A 20516-nucleotide genomic window follows, 5' to 3' on the forward strand; every position below is an offset into this window, starting at 1 on the left:
ATGGGCTTCCGAATGCGTAATAGAAAGGGCGGGCGCGGTGGACGATCAGCAGTCGGTCACGTCGCCGCCGTCACCGCCGCCAGCGGCCGGCGGTCGGCGCGGTGCGCCATCGGGCGTGGCGTCCAACAGCGCGTGCATCTCGGTAAATCGGGTCTCGGTGGCTGCGCGGTAATCGGCGAATTCCTGGCGGAGCGCTTCGGTGGCGCGCTCGCCCTCGATCACGCGTGCGGCTGCATCGGCTGAAGCCTGGGCGACCGTTTCCACGGCGCGACTCACGTCTGAATAGCGGGCGTCGTCGTTGGCGCTGCGCCGGGTCAGCATCGAACGGACCCGGTTGAACAGGCTGTCACCCGGCGGCGTCGGTTCGTCTTCGTCCGCGTCGAACGAGAACGCCACGGCTTCGGCGGCGGTATAGATCGTGTTCGCGTTGAACTTGCGCGCGGCGTATGGGTGTGCGGCCGGGTTGGCCGCCGCGAAGGTCAGCAGTTCCGTGCCCAGGCTGGCGGGCGTATCGGTCACGCCCATGCCGACCAGATACGCGCGGCCACTGCTGGCGAAATCCGGGTCGATTTCCACCGACGAATAGAGCTTCTGACTTTTCTTGTTGAGGCCGACCAGCGCCGGCGTGGGCTGAATCTGCGCGAACAGGCCCAACTTTTGTTCGCCGTCGATCACGACGGTATCGGTCTTCAGCGCGAGCACGTCGCCATACGCGCCGAACTGCGAATCGGGCGCGACACCGCGAATGTGTTCAATCCAGATGCGCGCGGCGTACTTTTCGCGGTTGTAGGTCGCCGCCGCGTCCAGCAGCCACGACCGTTCGATGATGCGACGGTCGCAGGTGTTGCCCTCTACGGCAACGCGATACCACTTTTTGTTTGCCACCAATGACCCCGAACGATGTTTGGTTTCGATGGGGTTATGGTCGGTTCGCCAATGCAAAGCACCAACGCACCAGCGGTGTGTAACGCGCATAGACACCGCACGACGTTGCAGCCTTCGCGTGCGCGCGACCTAGCTTGTGCAGATGCCATCGCCGACTACCGCGCCCAATCAAGATCAACGCCGCTGCGCCCGTGCCTTCTACTGGCAGGGATGGCGCGTTACTGACATCGCGAAACACCTGGGCCTGAAACGGACCACGGTCGAAAGCTGGAAACAGCGGGACCGCTGGGACGATGCACCGACGATTGCGCGCATTGAATCTTCGATTGAAACGCGGCTTTCGCAATTGGTGCTCAAAGAGATCAAGACCGGAAGCGACTACAAGGAAATTGACCTGCTCGGCCGGCAGATCGAGCGATTGGCGCGCGTGCGCCGCTACGGCGAACCCGGCGGCCATGAATGCGATTTGAATCCAAACATCGAAAAGCGCAACGCGAAGCCGAAGCGCAAGCCGATCCGCAATGCATTCAGCGAGGAACAGACACAGCAACTCATCGCCACCTTTGACCGACAGCTATTCGGCTATCAACGGGTCTGGCGAGAGCAAGCGCTTACGCAGCGCATCCGCAACATTCTCAAGTCGCGACAGATCGGCGCAACCTACTATTTCGCCCGCGAAGCGTTGGTGGATGCGCTGGAAACCGGGCGCAATCAAATATTTCTGTCGGCGAGCAAGTCGCAGGCGCACGTGTTCAAGCGCTACATCATCGAATTCGCGCAGTCGGTCGATGTGGACATAACCGGCGATCCGATTGTGATGCCGAACGGGGCGACGCTGTATTTCCTCGGCACCAACATGCGCACCGCGCAGAGCTATCACGGCAACCTGTACTTTGACGAATACTTTTGGACGTTCCAGTTCGAGACGTTGCGCAAGGTCGCGGCCGGCATGGCCCTGCATAAGCAATGGCGGCAGACGTACTTTTCAACGCCGTCAGCCGTCACCCATGAGGCATACCCGTTCTGGACCGGCGAGCACTTCAACAAGGGGCGCAAGCGCGACGAACGCATCAAGATCGACGTCTCGCACGATGCGCTGCGCGACGGCCGACTGTGTGCGGATGGTCATTGGCGTCAGATCGTCACGGTTATGGACGCGGCACGCCTGGGCTGCGACCTGTTCGATTTGGAAGCGCTGCGGCAAGAAAAGAGCCCGGAAGAATGGGCCAACTTGCTTATGTGCGAGTTCGTGGACGACACCGCATCGGTGTTTCCGCTTGCCGAGTTGCAACGGTGCTTCGTTGACACTTACGAAGCCTGGGAAGATTACAAACCTTTCGCGATGCGGCCGTTCGGCTATCGCGAGGTGTGGCTCGGCTATGACCCGGCACTGACCGGAGACAGCGCGGGCCTCGTCGTAGTCGCGCCGCCTATCGTCCCCGGCGGGAAATTCCGCATTCTGGAAAAGCACCAATGGCGCGGTATGGACTTCAAAGTTCAGGCCGAACGTATCCGCAAAATCACGCAGCAGTACAACGTGACTTACATCGGCATCGATGCAACCGGTGTCGGCGCGGGCGTGTTTCCGTTGGTGCGCGAGTTCTTCCCCAGCGCACGAAATATCACGTACTCGGTGGAGACTAAAACCCGCATGGTGCTCAAAGCCAAAGACGTGATCGCGAGTGGCCGATTGGAGTTCGATACGGCGTGGTCTGACATGGCACAGGCGTTCATGTCGATTCGCAAGACGCTCACCGCGACCGGCCGCCAAGCCACCTTTGAGGCAAGCCGCAGCGACGATATCGGCCATGCCGATCTCGCCTGGGCGGTGATGCATGCCCTGGACAACGAACCATTAGAGGGCGTCACCGCCCGCAACCGTTCTATCGTGGAGATGTTTTGAATGACCGATGCACAACCGACCCATGCCGTAGCCACGATGCCTGCGAAGGCGCAAGCATTCACGTTCGGCGATCCGGTGCCGGTGCTGGACAGTCGCGGGTTCTTGGAGCACACCGAATGCGCGAAGGTCGGTCGATGGTACGAACCGCCGGTGTCGCTGGACGGGCTCGCCCGCGCCTTTCGGTCGAGCCCGCATCACGCGTCGGCGATCCACACGAAATGCAACATCCTTGTTTCGACGTTCGTACCGCATCGGCTGCTAAGCAGTGAGCAATTCGAGAAATTGGCCCTCGATACGATCGCGCTTGGCAACGGCTACTTGGAGCGCCGAAACGCACGCAGCGGCAAACCACTTTCGCTGCGGCACGCGCTCGCCCGGTATACCCGACGCGGCATTGAGGATGGCCACTACTTTTTCAATCGCGGCTGGGAAGACGAACACGAATTCGTCCCGGGCACCATCTTCCACTTGATGGAGCCGGATTTGAATCAGGAATTGTACGGGGTGCCGCAGTATGTGGCCGCGTTGCAGTCGGCACTACTGAACGAATCGGCGACGCTGTTCCGGCGAAAATATTACCTCAACGGTAGCCACGCCGGCTTCATCATGTACGTCAACGATGCGGCCCAGGATCAGGCCGACATTGACGCCATGCGCCAAGCGCTCAAGGATGCAAAAGGCGTGGGCAATTTCCGTAATCTGTTCTTGTACTCGCCGAACGGCAAGAAAGACGGCGTGCAAGTCATCCCAATCAGCGAGGTTGCCGCCCGCGATGAGTTCTTGGGAATTAAGGGCGCGACGCGGGACGACATCTTGGCCGCGCATCGCGTGCCGCCGCAGCTGCTGGGCATGCCACCCAATAATACGGGCGGGTTCGGCGACGTGGAGAAAGCCGCGCGAGTGTTCGCCCGCAACGAGCTGATACCGTTGCAAACGCGCTTTCGCCGCATCAACGAATGGGTTGGCGACGAAATCGTGCGTTTCCTGCCTTATGAACTTGGCACTTGATCTCGACATGCTTGCAAGCCCACTCGACTTTCACCAAGCTACGGATGAGTTCACTCACACCCGGGAGCAGGTATGCGCTGGATCGCAGTAACTTTTGTACTGGTGGCGCTCGGCATTATCGCGGTAAGCGCGACAGTCTTCTTCGTCAAGCTCGGGATGCCATACGACAAGGTCACCCACGACCACTTAGCCTTGTTCGGAACATACTTTGGCGGCGTGGCCGGCCCATTGCTGGCGTTTCTGACCGTGGCCGGATTAGCGCTGACGATCATGATGCAGAATCGCCAAATCGAACAAGTCGCGGAAGCGAATTTGAAGGACCAGCATGTTCGCATGCTGATCGAGATCGGCAACGATCTTGTGGCGATGGAGTCGCAGCACCTAGATGGCAATCTCACGCTCGGAGATGTTTTGAGCGATAGGGGACAATTGGGGCGTGGCACTATTGATGCGTTCAAAAAGCTGCTGCCGCGATACGTCCAAGTCTTGGGGTACTACGCGGAAGGCGTCGCCTTGTACCGGGACAATGTTTCGCCTTACTTCGATTGCAGAGCCTTTGAACAGCGGGGGCTGCGTCTATTGGACCGCGTTATGCCGCATGAAGCCCACTTAGATCAAATGGGCCGGCCTGCCCTCGCATTCATTCGCGGGCATCTCGAAAATACCTTGCAGCAAACCGGACGGATAGACGTCAACTGACGGACGATGCTTGCGGTCTGTGCTACAAGCTGAAGGGGCGCCCTCGGGCGCCCCTTCGCTTGTTGCAGATCGATCCAAGCGATTACGCGGCTCAATTCACAGAATTCGCTACGCCATAGCCATTGATCAGCGCGTCGTATTGATCTTGAGTGACGACCTTAAGGCCAGGGAGTCGAAGCACCCAATCTGCGATCAAATGGCTCGGGGCGCCGCCCCGGTTGATTCGGAAGAAATCCTCATCCATTTGATCCAATTCGGGTTGCGGTCCGAGATCTTCACGGCTAATTCTGCCCTCTATGATGATAGCCACCACGCCGGGATTTCTCTTCGTCCAATCCATCAACCGACGAAGAATGCCGGCCTGCTCTGTCGCGCCCACCATGTCAAGCCCGGCCAAGGCAGCCTCACGAATTCTATCGCGCCCCTGTGAGCTAAGTACGTACGTGCGGTGCCCACCATTGTTCACGCGGTACTCGTAATACAGTGCGCAGTAGGCGTTCAACTCCGGCACGTCGTCGGAAGGTGGGTAGTGGCGTCGCTCATCAAATTCGTGGATGTACTCGAAAAAATGCTGCGCGATCTCGTCGCGATCTTCCAGGATGGTATCAGGGAGCAATAGCTCCGGTTTGTTCTGCATGGCTACTCCATTTGCCAAAACGGAAATTGATCAAATTAAAGCTGTGGCCGCATAGCGTCGGTTTGCTTTTGATTCTGCTGCGCCAGCTCTCGCTCTTGCGCTTCTTGCTGCTGCTTCTGATCGTACTGTTGATTGACCGCCTGTGTTTCGCGGTAGGTCTCTTGCAACTGTGGCGGCTGTTGAGTCAAGGACAACGGCGTGTGGAAGCCGGGCACCGTCTTCTCGACCCAAAGCGTGTCACCAACGACAACTACCGGCCCAAGTCGATCCGCGTCAGGAATGCCATTGCGCTTCGCACCCAGCATCGCTGCTGCCACGTGCTCATCTGACAATCCGGCCGGCGACCCAGCGCGAATTTTATCCATCATCCTTTGGTCATCTCGCGAGAATCGTGAAAGATCGAAGGCAGGTTCGGTTTCGGCACCTTGAACTGCCGCGCTTGGCGCGGCATGACTCGACGCGACGGGGACATGCTCGGATGGCGCTGCACGCTTATCGGGTTCGGGTTCGTGATCGAAACGCGGCGGTGCGGGCGCGCCTGCCCCCTCGGGCTGCCGCGATGTGGACACCGGCTCGGCCGGTCTCGCATCGGATGCCAGCACGCGCTCGGGCGCTAAATGTGTGGGTGCATGCTCCGGCGCCGGATATGACGCATAGCGACGCGCGTCCAATGGTTGATGCGGCCTGCGCGCTAAAGCTTCCTGCGCCTCGCTGCGGTCATCGTGCAACGGTTGCGGGGATGGCGGCGCGACTGATGCAAGCGCGGCGTCCTGAATCTGCGCGGCGGGCTGGCGTTCGCGAACGGACGCGGCAGGATCTTCCCGCTGTTCCGTTGGCGCCGGACGAATCACGCGGCTCTGCTGCGCGACCGCCAGGGCTTGTACCGTGTCCGGGTCCACCATGCCCGTAGCCGGCAGGCGATTAGCTTCCTGGAATTGGCGCACGCCGTGCTCGGTGGCGGCGTCAAACCGCCCATGCTGCGGCAGGGGCGTTTCTTCCGGCCCGCGATAGCCCATGCGATCCAGTCGGTATTGCAGCAATGCCACATCCTGCCCCTCGCTGCCGCGTTGCAACGCGTCATCCGACGCGACAGGAGCGGCGGGCGTGCTGGGTGCGGGCTGCGTCGCTGCCGGAGGCGTGGGCGGTGCTAACGGGGGCTGAGCTTCGCTTACGGCGGCATGCGCTGGCTCGATAGGCTTGCGCGCGTCTTCGGTCGGCGCCTGCGCTTCGCGTTGCTCCGGTGGGGGCTCGGGTGCAGCAACCGGCGGCGGTGGCTTGCTGACTTCGGGGGATGGCGTTTCAGGTTCGCGCCGTGGCTCAGGCGTCGGGGCGCGCACGCGAACGTCATCGCGCATGATCACGATTTCCGGTTCGCGATCCGCTGCAATCGCTGCTGCCGCTGCATGCTGGGCGGCAAACTGGACATCATCGCGTGATAGTCCCATGCGGTTCGCTTCGCGCAATGCTTGTTCCTGGGCATCACGCTGCTGCTGCGATAGCGCTTCGATCCGTAGTTCGGGCGTGTCCGGGATCGGCGCCGCGCGGCCTTGCACCTCGACCCGCGCTTGATCGATTTCCGCTGCGGTCGTGACTGCCGCGATGCGTGGCACGCCGTCTGAGTAGTTGTAGACGTGCGCGATCGAACTGGTGACGTCGTATCCTTTTTTGGCGTTGGGCTGAAGCTGATACGTCGTCATGCCGGGCGCAATATCGTTAGCCTCGCGCGTGCGCGCAATGGCGAGCATGGCCGCGTCCATATGCTGTTGCGTCGGCTCCACGCCGCGCTGCAAGTACGTGTCCAACAAAATCGCGCGGTCCCGGTCTCCGACCTCGGTGGACGGCGGTTGCAATGGCGCCAGCGATGCGACGTACTCTCTGTGTTGGGCCAACTGCGGTTGCACGGCCGCGTTCGTCCGCTCCAGTTCCAAGGGCAGATTGCCAGCGGCGGGAGTTCCGTCCAGGCTCAACCATTGACCGCTCTCGTCACGCCGGTACAGATCGCCGTTGCTCGCCTTCAGATTGCCTTCGGTTAGCACATTGGTCGCGGCCGGCAACTTCTCGCCCACCAAATCAAACCCGCTGGCCCGGTAGGCTATTTCGTAGCGGGCCGCAATGGGCGCCTGACCGCTGGCAATGTTTTCCCGGATGACTTGGTCGGCGGCCCGATCCAATTCGGCCGCCCGCTCTGGCGATGCGATTTCGCGCCGAGTGGCGTTGGCCGCGTGATCGAGCCGACCCACGACCACATTGCGTTCCCATTGCTCGGTGCGGCTGTTGCGCTCCCAAGACGCAGGATCGAGGCTCGGGGTATCCCCCGGCGCCTGCGGTTGAACGAACGGCGTGCGCGGCGGCGGTACATTCTTAAGTTCCAACGCAGTCGCCGCGTTGAGCGCATCTAAGTACAGTTCCCGCGCCTTCTCCGGTGGCGCGGCGAACGTCGTTATTTCCGCATTGCTTCTATCATCGCGTGAAATGTCCGCCGTTCGCTCACGCACCCACTGTCGGCCGGTGAATTCCCACGACACGTTGTCTCGGACCTGGTGATAGACCTGGCGGTTATCCCACATCTTCGCGAGTTTCTCGCCGGCCTCACTGCCAGTGTATGCACCAGCAGCCACTGTTAGTAACACGCCGGGGCCGGTCCAAGAGCCCGCAATCAGACCAGCCGCGGCCCCACCAATAGCGCCGCCAGCACCGCGCCCGGCAAAATGAACTGCATGAGACTTCGCGGCGAGCGGATTGTCTTGATCCAGCGACGAAGAAATGCGCTCGCTTGCGTCTGCTGCATCGGCGAGGCTCACCGCCACCCCACCGACTACCAGCGATCTAAGTGCGGCGCCACGCGCTGCTGCCCGACTTGCCGCCGCCACTTCCCGCGCATCGGCCTCGGCAACATGCGCCGAAAAACCTTCTTTCAACTGTGCAAGGGCCGGCTCAGACACCGACAAGCGCCCTTCAACGTGTGCTTGATTTATTGCTTCGCGCAACGATGCATGACCCGCAAACGGTTTGCCGCGAGTTGGCTTCAATCCTGGCTCGTTTACCGCCTCAACCGTGGCGACAAGATAGCGTTCCGACCGGAGCGCTGCACTCCAATGCGCCTCAGATGCAGGCAACTTGCCGAGCCGATCTATCTGCTCAGCATGTTCTTTCGCGTAGTCCGTTAATCCCGCACCCAGCTTTCTGTTAACGGCATCCGTTTGTCCGAGCGACCAACCGTCCGGCACATTTGTGTACAGATCGCCATTGAGGATTGCTGCCTTTAGGGTGTCTTCCAACTTGTGGACTTTTTGAACAACTCGACGCGCAGCATCCGGATCGCCATCAATTGCAGCTTGTCCGTCTTTTGTCACTGTTAAGAGACGCAGCCTATCCTTGACCACGTCCGAGTAAGAATCGAGTGGGCCGCCAGAATGCGGAGTGATATCGAGCTTTGCGGCAAGCTCAGGGGTTCGCGGCAGATACACAAGATTGCGATCATTGTGCTTGCTATAAACGCCCATCTCGTCCAACGCTTGCAACAACCTGCTTTGGTTGAACGCTTTATTTTGTTCGATGCAATGATGCAACTGGAACGCGTGCTGTTCGTTGGAAGCCATGCCGGCGAGTCCCTGCCATTAGCGCGAGTAAGCGAAACCGGTTAGTACCTTGTAGCGTCTACAAGACCAACTCCTGTAAAACGTCCAGCAATTAGCAAGTCCCGAAGAAGTTCATCGCAGAACTCATAATCGGCGAACGGCGAATGAAAGACATGAGCGCCCGCCACCATGTCTTCGCGGAAGACTAGACGCGCTCCGCCGCCAAGGTCGTATGCCTTGCCATTCACAAAGTCATCGTCGACTAAGATTTTTACTCGCGAGCGATCTTCGTCTAGCGCGTCTAGGCTTCTGACCACATCGCATAAGTAGTGGGTTGGACCTTCAGTGCCATCCGCTAAACGGAAATCGCATGCTGCGAATGCAAAGCCATCGGGGTCTATCTTCTCGAACAAATTCTTTAACCGCTCGGATACTAGCCAATAGCCACTCAATCCCGATTCAAGATCACGCGGCATGCCTCCCTTCTCAGGATCATGCACTAATAGCGGCTTCTCTCGCAGTTCGGGAAATCCCCGCTCTGCCGGCAAGAGAATCGCTCGGCCTGTCAGTAGCCGATCTAGATTTGCAAACACAACACCGTGAAATGGTCCGGCGCCGCGATAGTCGGCGTCCAAAACATAGAACTTGCCAGCTTCGCCATCAACATCGCTTGATGCGCCTACAGGTTCGATTTCAGGTCTATTCATAGCGCCTCCATCCTGGACTATTGAGTATCGCGCAGAAGGATCGTCAGCGCGTCAGACTTTTCCTACGGGGGCGTCGGGCTAATCCTCGGCCCACCCCCAAGGTGACGCAGCGCACGCTCTCAGGTCGCACGTGGGCGCGCTGGCGAGATGGGGAGCGCCGTCCCGCGACGGTAGGGGTTGGACGGGCATTTGCTGCGCTGGCGCGCGGTCGAGACCCCGCCACGCCTTCCCACTACATGTGCGGCTTTCGACTCAAATGCGAGCCGCCACGGAAGACAGGGAAACACAGTCGTGAGCTCGCATCAGATCACGGGGCGCGCGCGACGCAGATTGACGCACCTAACGCGCAGTTTCGACCCATTGAGCGCGGCAGCTAGGCCCGGCTGGGCTGAAAGTCGCTGCTAGGCGTCCGCCCTCCGTCTCGTTGGATGGCCTCCGGGAATCGGTAACTTTGGTAACCGCCCCGGAAAATCAGGCATAAACGATTGAATAATAGGGAATTTGTTGGTTACCCCAGGACGGTAACTTTCGGTAACCTTGCCGGTAACCAATACGCAAGCCAATGATTTTTAAGCAATTTAAGAGAGTTATAAGTTACCTCTAAGAACGGTAACCAGTTACCTCATGGTTACCGGATAGGTTACCGCACCCCCCCTCGTTCAACGTACTGATATTGCTCAAAAAAACGTCGGAATTCTCAACCGGTTACCGAAGTTACCGATTTCCGAAGCCCCCCCAGTTCGCGGCGTCGATAAGGACTTCGGGCAAAATAGGCACAGTCTCGGGCTGTACGACGGGTGCCGCTACGATGACGCGCCATGCCGTCCTGCCTTGTCCGCTACCGCGTCACCATCGTCCGCTAACCCCGACGCGGTATGGCCGATTGACGGCGTCCCAGGCGTTGCCGTGGTCGATGAGGAGTGGGTGCCAGATGAACTCGGTGATCCTGGCCAATGCGTGCGGCGTCGCGCCATGGTTGAACTTCGCGGGAGGGATGGTGTGTGCGATCGCGACCCCGTGGGCGGCCGCGCAGGGCTTCTGGCGCATTGACGGCGCTAAGATCGATGAACCCGTGCGATGGGCGGACGCTGAATATTGATTTCACGCCAGGAGGAGCAAGTGTTTACGGAAAAACAATTGTCCGACATGCAACAAGAACTTACGTCTTTGCATCGACGCTTTATCGCGCTGCAAGCAAAGGTCACTTCTGAATTCTCCATAACCCTTACCGAAGAATCAGCCAGGGAGTATGCCCTACACGGTGTCTCACGAAGGCTAGGAACAATTCATCGCACGGTTGAGAACATTTTCTCCATTTTTCCACCCTCGCGAACAAATCCTTTGTCGCGCGCAGCGGTAACAGACACTTCTATCCAACTTCATGCATTCGCTATAAATGTCAGCGGCATTCAAGACAACTTAGCCTGGGTCTTTGTGCATGAACACAAGATAGCGATAAAGCGGCTTGAGGTGGGCCTGTTTCATCCTAAAACCCAGTTTCATTTGCCAATAGCATTCGCGACTTACCTTCGCACTAGTGCAATAGCAGATTGGCACAAAATCTACGCTAAAGATTACCGAGATGCTTTGGCCCACAGGATTCCACTATATGTTCCCCCCACTCAGTTTACCGATGCGGACAAGCATGCATATGTAGCTTTGCAAGCCTCGTCAATGGAAGCCATTCGAAAAGGCGATTTTGAGCTCTGCAATTCGATCCAAGATCAGATCGAGAATCTCGGCTCTGCGTGCCCTATGTTCGTTCACTCGCTTAGCACTAAGGAGGGGCCGCTGATACTACACCCTCAGGTAATATCAGATGCTTTAACGGTTGTGGAGCTTGTTGAAACTTTTCTGACGCACTGGATACCGCGCCCTTAATCGGAAACTTCGTCTTTGGAGGATTTGTATTGAAGTGCTATCAATGTATTTCGCCAGCGATGTACACGGTCGGCGAACAAAACATACCGTTATGCCTTGATTGTTACTTCAAGTTCTCACAGATTCAGCAACAAGAACTTGAGAGCCTAGAGCGCGCAGTTAATTACAGTAGCGATGAAATTGCATTCGCGACGGGAATGCCGGGATTCGGTGCGCATTTTCCGCGATTCCCGCCAAGGCCGAAACCGACCTTCATTCAAGGCGTTAAAATGAACAACATATCCGTACAGAATAGCGTCATCGGCACCATCAACACGGGTTCAATCGGCACTGTTGATCAATCCATATCTGCCCTAATAAGCACCGGGCAACCTGATGCAGCAGAGGCCGTCAAAGCTATTTCCGAAGCGGTGCTGAAGAGCGCTGATCTCACGGGAAACCAGAAGAACGACCTGATCGACATTCTTAGTGTGGTAGCCAAAGAAGCGGCAACGCCTATAGAGAGCAGGAAGAGTGGCGTTGCCCTGGCACTAATAGATAAGGCCGAGAAAATTACAGGCTTAGCAAACGATATAACAGATATCTGTCAAAAATGGTGGCCGGCCCTAGTCGCTGTGTTTACTGCAGCCACTGGATAGCAGAATAAAAACCGCGTTTCGGCGGCACTCATAAAAGCATGCCTTTCGCAATCGCACCTTCGGAAAAAAAGGCCCGACATCTCTGCCGGGCCTTTAACATCACTTACAGTTTTTCAGCAATTCTCTCAAGCGATTCTTTGCAGAGGTCTAAATAATCTTGTTTAACCGCTACCCGGTGACCATTAATTGTCTGTTTACCTGAGCGCACTTTAGAGAACGGCTGACCTTTCGCAAAAGCCACCACACCCGTGGTCTGAAAGTCACGAATCTCCACCGTACCTTCATTAACATCAGTAAATGTAAACAAATCCGGACTGGTTACAAGAAGTGAGTCGATATCCGTCTCAATCGCTTTTAAAACGGCGGAATATGCCGAGGCAGAACCCATGTACTGGGTAAGACGGTTCTTGGCAATTAAATGGACCTGCGGAAGCTTTCTACCTGCATCACGCAACTTTGTCGCAAACATATAGGACGCATAAATCTCAGACGGCAACCGCAATCCGTATATCAGAGAGAACGCGTTCAAAATTGCGCGCCGAGATGAATCATCAGCCATCACGGGCAGAATTATCCTATCCGCCGTCGCCAACGCAATCTGCGTGTAAAGCGAAAAGCTTGGGTTGCAATCAAGAAAAACGGTGTCGTATTCATCCTCAATTTGCTCAAGAAAATCATTGAGCCAGTCGAGGACAGCAATCCACGTGTTAGTACCGGGAATGTTTTGATTCGCCAAAGTATTCACGGCATTAGCTTGCAATTCCAACAGCGGGTCGCCGCACACGAGATGAATATTGCTCGGAATCGATGAGTTATAGGTCACCGGGTGAGTAACAAAATCTCTTGCGTTGAAAATTGGCGGAGTGTATGGGGATGGCAAACGTCTTTGAAAATAGCCGCCAATGCTGCATCGGACAGACAACCCTTGTCGTTCCAGGAGTTTTTCACTGCCTCTGTGGTTAAGACCGCCTAGCATTAGCTCCGACAAATTTGCCTGTGGGCAAAGGTCAATTGCCAGCACGCGTTTTCCCGGATGCATCTCTGCATAACGCGCCATTGACTGAAATGCCAAGCTTGTCTTACCTGTCCCACCTTTGTTGTTCCAAAACGCATAAATCATGTCCATTTATTTTTCTCCTTATAATTAGACACGCGGACGGACGACCGTCCACTAAGGACATGATGGCGTCCATTTTGGACATTTTCAAGTCCATAACGGACTTTTCGAATTGTTGTTAAGCAACAGTTCAGTTTATGTAGGGCCAAAACCCGAACGCGTTGAAGCAGATTTATGCAGCAATCTTCACTCTGGCGGCCATCGACAGGTAAGCCTCCCAGGCGTTCATTAGTACCCGTCGTTTTGCGATGAGATGGCCGCGTCTATAAGCCGCCTCGGACTTGTTCTTGATCGTGTGTGCCAAAGCCATCTCCACGATGAAGTTTTCGGTTTCCGTCTCCTCGGCAGCCCAATCCCGAAACGATGACCGGAAACCGTGGACCGTATAGGGCAAGCCCAGCTTGTCCGGTTTGTTCAACAAATAGAGCATCGTGTTTTCGGACAGTCGGAATGGCGGTTCGTCTTTCGGCATGGAATCAAGAATTGCCAGCGCTTCAGCGCATAGCGGCACAACATGTTCCCGTCCACCTTTGATTCGCTCAGGTGGCACGACCCATCGGGCCTTTGGAATATTGAACTCTGACCATTCGGCACCGACCGTTTCGTCGGTACGCGCAGCAGTCAAGATTGTGAATCGCAGAGCCTTGCTCGACTTGGAACCCCGCTTGCGCAATAAGCGCATAAGCGATGGAACGTCGGCATATGGCATAGCGGCGTGGTGCTTGACCTTCTTAATCTTGGATGCCTTGGGTAAGGCAAACTCCAAATGCCCTTTCATACGCCCTGGGTTCTCACCACTCACCCAGCCCTTGTAATGGGCGTAACCCCAAATGCGCTCAATGCGCCCGCGTAGGCGGGTCGCCGTTTCGGTCTTGCTCTCCCATATCTTCTTTAGACAGGCAAGCACCACGGCGTCGGTGACGTGCTCCAGCGGCAGCTTGGCATCGGGACCATGATCCGTTAGAGACTGGCGCCACTGCGCCGCCTGAGCGTCGTTCTTCCATTCGGTAGACGCCGTATCGATGTATTCCTTACACACTTCCCCCCAGGTACGCCGCTGCGCGGCCCTACGAGCCAGCCGCGCGGCCATTGGGTCTTCCCCTCGGGCGAGTGCCTTGCGAAGTTCTATTGCGCGCTCTCGCGCCTCTTGGAGCGTTACAACCGATGCAGTCCCCAGGCCGAGTTCGCGGCGCCGTTTGTTTCGCTGGTATCGAAACACCCAACTGCGGGCGCGGGTCTTGGTCACCTGTAGGTATAGGCCACCTCCATCCGCGTGATGTCCTGTCCTGGCTGTGGCAATCTGCCGCGCCGACAAGCGATGAATTCCTTTTGCCATGCACTCTCCTACCCACTACCGTACCCATGATTTGGCGGCGGATCATAGCGGAAGGAAATGGATTTGTGCGGACGGCAATTCCCGCCTCGTCAATGACTTAGTTGCAGATGACGGACCAAAATGGAACAATGCGGAAACGCGATGGCGGCCCCCCTCTCCGCCAGATACGCACAACGGGCCCATCGCGGGCCCGTTGTGTTTTTCGCGTTCGACCGCGGCCGATCCAGGCCGCATCCGGGACCGCGCGAACGCAACCGCCCGCCACGCCCGCGCCGGGCACGCAAGCGCAAAACCCGAACCGGCCCGCGCATCGTCCTTCATCGGCGGTTTGGTCGGGCTGGGCGAGTCTCGATCTTTGGCGACACCGATCCACAGCGGGGCGAAGGCATCGCCGATGGGAACTTCGCGGGCGCATAAGCAACCTGGCGCACACACGATCTTCATCGACGCTCATGCATGAATTCGCATGGGGATCACGTTTTCTTGCGCCACGGCCGTTCGGTCGCGATGATTCCGTTACAGCAATGGCAAACCCGACGACGCGAATGGCATGACCGGCAGATGATCGAATTCGGACACCTCACGCACGTCGGCCTGCGCCGCGAACTCAACGAAGACACCTATTACGGTGACAGCGAACTCGGCCTATGGCTGGTCGCCGACGGCATGGGCGGCCACGAATACGGCGAGGTCGCCAGCGCCCTGGCGCGCGAGACCATCGTCCGCGAGGTCCGCAGCGGCACCGCGCTGGCGCAGGCGATCCGGATCGCCGACGAAGAGATCATCCGCACCTCGCGCCGGCGCAACGACGCCCTGCCGATGGGCACCACGGTGGTCGCCGCGCGCATCCACGGCAGCCGCTTCGAAGTGGCATGGGTCGGCGACAGCCGGGTGTACCTGTGGCGCGACGGCCATCTGGCCCAGCTCTCGCAGGACCACAGCTACGTGCAGGAGCTGATCGCCAACGGCGCGATCACCCACGAACAGGCGCGCAGCCATCCGCACCGCAACGTGGTGACCCAAGCGCTGGGCGTGACCGACCCGCGCAATCTCAACGTCGAGACCATGACCGGGGAACTGCGCCCGGGCATGCAACTGCTGCTGTGCAGCGACGGGCTGACCGAGGAAGTCGACGACCGCAGCATCGCCCGGGTATTGGCCCACAACGACTGCAGCGCGCAGGAATGCGTGGACTCGCTGGTCGCCGCGGCGCTGGACGGCGGCGGTTCGGACAATGTCACCGTGGTGCTGGTGCGCAGTCACTGAGGCGGGGCGGCATGGCGGGGCTGGACGGATTTAGATCCGTCTAAATTTTTCCAATGAGCCGTTTTGGTGCGCGCCCGTGGCGGGTCTCGCGGCGGTGTTTCGGTGGCGCGGAGGCCGGGGATTTGCGGTCGCGGCTTGCGCCGCTCCTACAGTCGGTAGCCGGAGCCCGTGTAGGAGCGGCGCAAGCCGCGACCACGCCACCACCACGGCCGGCGCCACCGCCGGCCCGGGAACTCAGGCCTCGACCGCCTGCGCGACTTCGAGCGGCTCGGACAGATCCCACACGCAGTTGCCGGCCTTCTTGCGCAGCTTCTCCAGCCGCGCCTGATGCGCGGCCATTTCATCGGCCAGCACGACCACCCGCGGACGCGACGCGCTGACGTCGACCTGATAGCTAACCGGACGGTCCTGCCCGCCGGCCACGCCGGGATCGCCGAAACCGATCTCTTCCTGGCCCGAGGTCAGGCCGATGTAGACCTCGCCCAGCAATTGGGCGTCGAGCAGGGCGCCGTGCAACTGGCGGTGCGAGTTGTCCACGCCCAGGCGTTTGCACAACGCGTCCAGCGAATTGCGCTGACCGGGGAAACGCTGACGCGCGAGCAGCAGCGAGTCTTCGATGTTGGGAACGTGATCGGCCAACTTGCCGTACTGCGCGCCGCAGATCGACAACTCGTTATTGAGGAAGCCGACGTCGAAGGCCGCGTTGTGGATGATCAGTTCCGCGCCGCGGATGAACTCGAGGAATTCGTCGACCACCTGCTCCATGCGCGGCTCGTTGGCCAGCCGCTCCAGCGACAAGCCGGTGACTTCCTGCGCGCCGGCTTCGAAGTCGCAGTCGGGCTTGATGTACTGGTGGTAGTGGCGGCCGGTGGGGCGGCGTTCGACGAACTCCACGCAGCCGATTTCGACCACCCGGTTGCCGCGCTCCCAGCTCAGGCCGGTGGTTTCGGTATCGAGGATGATTTGACGCATGCGGGGATTGTCTCAGAAGCGCGGTGGGTGGGTAAAAGTCGGCGTGCGGCGTGGGCCGCGAGCACCGTAAGCGGGGTTTCCCCGTCGTCGCTCGCCGCTTTCGCATGCTCGCGGAGTACGGCCGCGGTTATGGTCGGTAAGGACGCAACCGCTCGGCCTGCAGCCGCGCCAGCGTGTCCACGCGCTCGTTCTCCGGATTGCCCGAGTGGCCCTTGACCCACTTCCAATCGATCTGATGACGCTGGCTGGCCGCGTGCAGGCGTTCCCACAGGTCGCGGTTCTTGACCGGATCGCCGCCGGCGGTTTTCCAGCCGCGCCGCGCCCAGTTGCCGATCCATTCGGTGATGCCCTTGCGCACGTACTGCGAGTCGGTGGTCAGCACCACCTGGCACGGTTCGCTGAGCGCTTCCAGGGCCATGATCGCGCCCATCAACTCCATGCGATTGTTGGTGGTGTCCGCTTCGCCGCCGGACAGTTCGCGCTCATGGCCCTTGTAGCGCAGCAGCGCGGCCCAGCCGCCGGGGCCGGGATTGCCGAGGCAGGCGCCGTCGGTGTGGATGTCTACGATTTTTTCGTCGTCTTGTTTGGTCGGGCTCACGCAACGGCTACTCGATGGAACGGCCGCGCATTATCGCTACTTATCGTCGTTGCGTGCCGCGCTGGCGCCACGATGCGCGGCCGCGTCGCGCGGCACCAGTCCGGTCTGCCAGCGCAACTGCTGCAAACGCGGCGGCGGAATGGCCGCATGCACGCGCTTGGTCAGGCTCAGCGCGACCCCGGCGCGGACCACGTCGGCCGCGCCCACCCCGGCTTCGCCATGGGCCACGCGCCAGCGCGGACCCAGCCATTGCAGGCTGACCGGATCGGAGGCGAAGCCCGAGGCGCGCAGCATCGCCTGCCAGTGCCCGGCATCGCGGGCGTACAGGCCCCTGCGGGCCCAGCGCAGGCGGTAAGGGCTCCAGGGATTGAGGGTCGCCAGCCACAGTCGCCCGCCCGGGGCGAGGATGCGCGCGCATTCGCCGAGCAGCGGCTGCGGGTCGACGCCGTCGTCGAACACGTGCTGCAGCAGCACCGCGCCGAAGGCCTCGCTGGCCAGCGGCAACGGCAGGCGGCAGCGCAGCGGACCGTCGAAGCCGTCGCCGCTGCGGTACAGGGCCACCCCGCGGCCGGTCGGCGGCGAGGCGGCCGCGACCCCGAACCAGGCCCAGGGCAAGCTCGGGCTGACCGCCAGCACCCGCGCCATCGCCGCGGCCTCCACGTCCAGCAGGCCGTGGCCGGGCACGTCGCCGAACCAGCTCAGGGGCTGGCCGGAATCGTGATCGGGTTGACGTCCGTGGGACAGGGCGGGCATGGTCGCGTGGGGCCGAGATTGGAGATTCGGGATTCGGGATTCGGAAAGCTGGAGCAGAGCATAGTCCGATCCTGAGCACGCCGAACCCAATCCCCAATCCCGAATCCCCAATCCCGAGGCCAACAATGCGGTTGCTCGCCCTGCCCGCCCTCAGCGACAACTACATCTGGGCCTTGTCGGGCGACGACGAAGCCTCGCTGATCGTCGATCCGGGCGACGCCTCGCCGGTGCTGGCCGCGGCCGCGCACGGGCTGCGCCCGGTCGGGATCCTGCTGACCCATCACCACGACGACCATATCGGCGCGGTCCCGGCCCTGCGCGAGCGCTGGCCGAACATTCCGGTGTTCGCCCCGGAAGACGGCCGCATCGTCAGCGCCACCGCCCAGGTCGGCGACGGGGTCAAGATCCACGTCGACGGCTGGACCCTGGAAGTGCTGACCGTCCCCGGTCATACCCGCAGCCACATCGCCTATTACCTGGAGCGCGGCGGCCGCGCGACCGAGCGCATCGTGTTCAGCGGCGACACTTTGTTCAGCCTGGGCTGTGGCCGCCTGTTCGAAGGTACGCCCGCCCAGATGCTGGCCTCGCTGACCCGGCTGGCCGCCCTGCCCGACGACACCCGGGTCTGCTGCGGGCACGAATACACCCTGGCCAATGCCGCCTTCGCCGGCGTGGTCGAACCCGATAACCCGGCGCTGCGGCGCCGCACCGAACAGGCCCAGGCCATGCGCGATGCCGGACGCCCCACCCTGCCCAGCTCGATCGCCGAAGAGCGCCAGACCAATCCGTTCCTGCGCACCCGCCAAACCGGCGTGATCCGCGCGATCGCCCATCGCCTGGGTCGCGAGCCGGCCGACGAGGTCGAGACCTTCGCCGAACTGCGGCGCTGGAAGGACGGGTTCCGCGCGTGAGACGACCGCACGCTTTGGCACGGGCGGCCACGCGCCGTCAGCGGCTCGCGGCCTTGGCCGCGGGGCTGTGCCTGAGCGCGGCGCTGGCCGCGCCCGCCGGCGCCGGCGAACAGGCCGCCCTGGCCCCGCCTCCGGCCGCCGATGCGATCCAGGACGCCGGCCCGACCCGCAACGGCCGCGAGATCTACCAGCGCTTCCGCGACGGCCTGGCCGACAAGACCTGCGAGCCCGGCGTCAGCAACCGCTGGCGCCAGCATTTCGCCACCGCGCCCAAGCGCCTGGCGAGCCAGGACGACGACCTGCTGCCGCTGTTCGGCTATGTGGTCGACGCCCTGCGCGAGGCCAGCCTGCCGACCGAATACGCGCTGATCCCGTTCGTGGAAAGCGGCTACCGCCCTGGCGCGCGCAGCGCCAGTGGTCCGGCCGGGCTGTGGCAGATGATCGCCATGACCGCACGCAACCATCGCGTGCCGATGCGCGAGGGCTACGACGGGCGCTACTCGCCGGTGGAATCCACCCAGGCCGCGGTGCGTTACCTCAAGACCCTGCACGGCATGTTCGGCGGCGACTGGCGATTGGCGGTGATGGCTTACAACGCCGGCGAGTACCGCGTACTCAACGCGGTCAAGCGCGGCGGCCAGAGCATCGCCGCCACCCGCCACGACCAGTTGACCGGACTGTCGGACATCACCACCGCCTACGTGCGCAAGCTGCACGCGCTGTCGTGCCTGATGGAACAGGCCGACGACCGCGCCGAATGGCTCGCCGCGCTGGACCGGCCGGTGCCGCGACTGATCGCAGTGAACGTGCCCGCGGAGATCGACAGCATCGGCGAATGGGCCGCGCGCACCGATCAGGACTCAGCCCGTTTGCTGCGCTTGAACCCGGCCTTCGGCGACGGCCGGATCGGCCGCAACGGCGGCCAACGCGCGCCGCTGCTGGCGGTCGCCGCCAATGCCGTCGGCACGCCCGGCCCGATCGCGGCCGATGTCGCCGTCGCCGGCGGCGAACTGCTGGCCAAACCGGACCCGGCCGACGCTGGCGGCACAGCCGACAACGCCGGCAAAACGCTCGCTCATGCCGGTACGCCCGCGCGCGACGCCGAAGCGCCGAGGTCAGGATCGGTCGAGCGCAACAGCGAAACCACCGGCACTGGCCGCGACGCCAAGCGCACGAAAGAGACGAAAACCGTCGCCGCCGCGCCGCGTCGTCACACCGTCGGCCGCGGCGAGAACGCCTGGACCATCGCCAAGCGCTACGGCGTGCGCGCGGCCGACCTGCTCAAGCTCAATGGCTTGAACGCGAAGGCGGTGCTCAAACCGGGCCAGGCCTTGGTGATCGATGCGCCCAGCGGCGGGCGGAAATAGCCGCAGCTTCGTTCTGCGTTTCGCGATACAGGCGGCTGGCGGCGATCGCTTGGCTGCGCGTGCGCCGTCGTCCGTTTTTCGCGGTCGGGGCTGAAGCCCCTCCCACAAAAGGCCTCGTGGCCGCGCGTGTGTCAGAGCCGATCAGAGGCCTCAGCCTCTTCGGCAAAAGATTGCGCGGCGACGAGGTGTTTTGTGAGAGGGCCTTCAGCCCCGACCGAGGTCCGGCAACAACCACAGTTACCGCCGTCCTCGCCTCACCG

The 20516-nt window shown here is 60.8% G+C and carries 18 protein-coding genes; 9 read left to right on the top strand and 9 right to left on the bottom strand.

Features of this window, described 5'->3' with window-relative positions; genetic code table 11:
- Positions 1–45: 45 nt before the first annotated feature.
- Entirely contained in the window at positions 46–885 is an 840-nt protein-coding gene (locus ACTOWJ_RS01430) for a GPO family capsid scaffolding protein (protein ID WP_441332789.1), read from the bottom strand.
- A 142-nt stretch (positions 886–1027) separates the two neighbouring features.
- Between ACTOWJ_RS01430 and ACTOWJ_RS01435 the strand changes: the two genes are divergently transcribed.
- The 3 genes from ACTOWJ_RS01435 to ACTOWJ_RS01445 all read left to right on the top strand — a co-directional run bounded on the left by ACTOWJ_RS01435 (position 1028) and on the right by ACTOWJ_RS01445 (position 4495).
- Complete coding sequence (locus tag ACTOWJ_RS01435) at positions 1028–2788, top strand: terminase ATPase subunit family protein (RefSeq protein ID WP_441333070.1); 1761 nt, start codon at positions 1028–1030, stop codon at positions 2786–2788.
- Complete coding sequence (locus ACTOWJ_RS01440; protein ID WP_441332790.1) at positions 2789–3796, top strand: phage portal protein; 1008 nt, start codon at positions 2789–2791, stop codon at positions 3794–3796.
- A gap of 72 nt (positions 3797–3868) precedes the next feature.
- Positions 3869–4495: a hypothetical protein gene (locus ACTOWJ_RS01445; protein ID WP_441332791.1), complete on the top strand. Its 627-nt coding sequence runs from the start codon at positions 3869–3871 to the stop codon at positions 4493–4495.
- Positions 4496–4586: 91 nt separating this feature from the next.
- On the opposite strand, the gene ACTOWJ_RS01450 is transcribed toward ACTOWJ_RS01445, so the two are convergent.
- Genes ACTOWJ_RS01450 through ACTOWJ_RS01460 form a run of 3 tightly spaced genes read right to left on the bottom strand, consistent with a single transcriptional unit; the run spans position 4587 to position 9417 of the window.
- Positions 4587–5132, bottom strand: coding sequence for a DMP19 family protein (locus tag ACTOWJ_RS01450; RefSeq protein ID WP_441332792.1), 546 nt, complete (start codon positions 5130–5132; stop codon positions 4587–4589).
- Positions 5133–5167: 35 nt separating this feature from the next.
- Complete coding sequence (locus ACTOWJ_RS01455) at positions 5168–8731, bottom strand: peptidoglycan-binding protein (RefSeq protein ID WP_441332793.1); 3564 nt, start codon at positions 8729–8731, stop codon at positions 5168–5170.
- 41 nt (positions 8732–8772) lie between these two features.
- Positions 8773–9417 carry a DUF1629 domain-containing protein gene (locus ACTOWJ_RS01460; RefSeq protein WP_441332794.1) on the bottom strand — a complete coding sequence of 215 codons (645 nt, stop codon included), beginning with the start codon at positions 9415–9417 and terminating at the stop codon, positions 8773–8775.
- 931 nt (positions 9418–10348) lie between these two features.
- Here ACTOWJ_RS01460 and ACTOWJ_RS01465 point away from each other — a divergent pair.
- From ACTOWJ_RS01465 to ACTOWJ_RS01475, 3 genes are read left to right on the top strand one after another with little or no spacing between them, the layout of a single operon-like run.
- Positions 10349–10516 (top strand): hypothetical protein, encoded by a 168-nt coding sequence (locus tag ACTOWJ_RS01465; protein WP_441332795.1) that lies wholly within the window; start codon positions 10349–10351, stop codon positions 10514–10516.
- Between the two features lie 20 nt (positions 10517–10536).
- On the top strand, positions 10537–11298 hold the full coding sequence (locus ACTOWJ_RS01470; protein WP_441332796.1) for a hypothetical protein: 762 nt from the start codon (positions 10537–10539) through the stop codon (positions 11296–11298).
- 29 nt (positions 11299–11327) lie between these two features.
- On the top strand, positions 11328–11936 hold the full coding sequence (locus ACTOWJ_RS01475; RefSeq protein WP_441332797.1) for a hypothetical protein: 609 nt from the start codon (positions 11328–11330) through the stop codon (positions 11934–11936).
- Positions 11937–12039: 103 nt separating this feature from the next.
- On the opposite strand, the gene ACTOWJ_RS01480 is transcribed toward ACTOWJ_RS01475, so the two are convergent.
- Entirely contained in the window at positions 12040–13062 is a 1023-nt protein-coding gene (locus tag ACTOWJ_RS01480; RefSeq protein WP_441332798.1) for a ParA family protein, read from the bottom strand.
- Between the two features lie 163 nt (positions 13063–13225).
- Complete coding sequence (locus tag ACTOWJ_RS01485; protein ID WP_441332799.1) at positions 13226–14389, bottom strand: tyrosine-type recombinase/integrase; 1164 nt, start codon at positions 14387–14389, stop codon at positions 13226–13228.
- Between the two features lie 561 nt (positions 14390–14950).
- Here ACTOWJ_RS01485 and ACTOWJ_RS01490 point away from each other — a divergent pair.
- Complete coding sequence (locus ACTOWJ_RS01490; protein WP_441332800.1) at positions 14951–15655, top strand: PP2C family protein-serine/threonine phosphatase; 705 nt, start codon at positions 14951–14953, stop codon at positions 15653–15655.
- Positions 15656–15889: 234 nt separating this feature from the next.
- On the opposite strand, the gene dnaQ is transcribed toward ACTOWJ_RS01490, so the two are convergent.
- The 3 genes from dnaQ to ACTOWJ_RS01505 all read right to left on the bottom strand — a co-directional run bounded on the left by dnaQ (position 15890) and on the right by ACTOWJ_RS01505 (position 17978).
- Complete coding sequence (dnaQ, locus tag ACTOWJ_RS01495) at positions 15890–16627, bottom strand: DNA polymerase III subunit epsilon (protein WP_441332801.1); 738 nt, start codon at positions 16625–16627, stop codon at positions 15890–15892.
- 127 nt (positions 16628–16754) lie between these two features.
- Positions 16755–17225: a ribonuclease HI gene (gene rnhA / locus ACTOWJ_RS01500; protein ID WP_441332802.1), complete on the bottom strand. Its 471-nt coding sequence runs from the start codon at positions 17223–17225 to the stop codon at positions 16755–16757.
- Between the two features lie 36 nt (positions 17226–17261).
- Positions 17262–17978, bottom strand: a complete 717-nt coding sequence (locus ACTOWJ_RS01505) for a methyltransferase domain-containing protein (protein WP_441332803.1) — start codon at positions 17976–17978, stop codon at positions 17262–17264.
- Between the two features lie 125 nt (positions 17979–18103).
- Here ACTOWJ_RS01505 and gloB point away from each other — a divergent pair, with 125 nt between their 5' ends.
- A complete protein-coding gene (gene gloB, locus ACTOWJ_RS01510; protein ID WP_441332804.1) occupies positions 18104–18889 on the top strand; it encodes a hydroxyacylglutathione hydrolase in 786 nt (261 codons plus the stop codon).
- A complete protein-coding gene (locus tag ACTOWJ_RS01515) occupies positions 18886–20256 on the top strand; it encodes a transglycosylase SLT domain-containing protein (RefSeq protein WP_441332805.1) in 1371 nt (456 codons plus the stop codon). Before gloB ends, ACTOWJ_RS01515 begins: the two co-directional genes overlap by 4 nt.
- The last annotated feature ends 260 nt before the right edge of the window (positions 20257–20516 follow it).

The organism is Lysobacter sp. CA199 (assembly GCF_052078715.1).
GTDB lineage: Bacteria > Pseudomonadota > Gammaproteobacteria > Xanthomonadales > Xanthomonadaceae > Lysobacter.

Excerpts from the sequence above, each read along its gene's own strand:
- ACTOWJ_RS01435 (WP_441333070.1), top strand. The coding sequence starts at position 1,028 with ATGCCATCGCCGACTACCGCGCCCAATCAAGATCAACGCCGCTGCGCC.
- ACTOWJ_RS01440 (WP_441332790.1), top strand. The coding sequence starts at position 2,789 with ATGACCGATGCACAACCGACCCATGCCGTAGCCACGATGCCTGCGAAG.
- dnaQ (WP_441332801.1), bottom strand. The coding sequence starts at position 16,627 with ATGCGTCAAATCATCCTCGATACCGAAACCACCGGCCTGAGCTGGGAG.
- ACTOWJ_RS01460 (WP_441332794.1), bottom strand. The coding sequence starts at position 9,417 with ATGAATAGACCTGAAATCGAACCTGTAGGCGCATCAAGCGATGTTGAT.
- ACTOWJ_RS01445 (WP_441332791.1), top strand. The coding sequence starts at position 3,869 with ATGCGCTGGATCGCAGTAACTTTTGTACTGGTGGCGCTCGGCATTATC.
- ACTOWJ_RS01465 (WP_441332795.1), top strand. The coding sequence starts at position 10,349 with ATGAACTCGGTGATCCTGGCCAATGCGTGCGGCGTCGCGCCATGGTTG.
- gloB (WP_441332804.1), top strand. The coding sequence starts at position 18,104 with ATGCGGTTGCTCGCCCTGCCCGCCCTCAGCGACAACTACATCTGGGCC.
- ACTOWJ_RS01490 (WP_441332800.1), top strand. The coding sequence starts at position 14,951 with ATGATCGAATTCGGACACCTCACGCACGTCGGCCTGCGCCGCGAACTC.
- ACTOWJ_RS01450 (WP_441332792.1), bottom strand. The coding sequence starts at position 5,132 with ATGCAGAACAAACCGGAGCTATTGCTCCCTGATACCATCCTGGAAGAT.
- ACTOWJ_RS01455 (WP_441332793.1), bottom strand. The coding sequence starts at position 8,731 with ATGGCTTCCAACGAACAGCACGCGTTCCAGTTGCATCATTGCATCGAA.
- ACTOWJ_RS01505 (WP_441332803.1), bottom strand. The coding sequence starts at position 17,978 with ATGCCCGCCCTGTCCCACGGACGTCAACCCGATCACGATTCCGGCCAG.
- ACTOWJ_RS01480 (WP_441332798.1), bottom strand. The coding sequence starts at position 13,062 with ATGGACATGATTTATGCGTTTTGGAACAACAAAGGTGGGACAGGTAAG.
- ACTOWJ_RS01485 (WP_441332799.1), bottom strand. The coding sequence starts at position 14,389 with ATGGCAAAAGGAATTCATCGCTTGTCGGCGCGGCAGATTGCCACAGCC.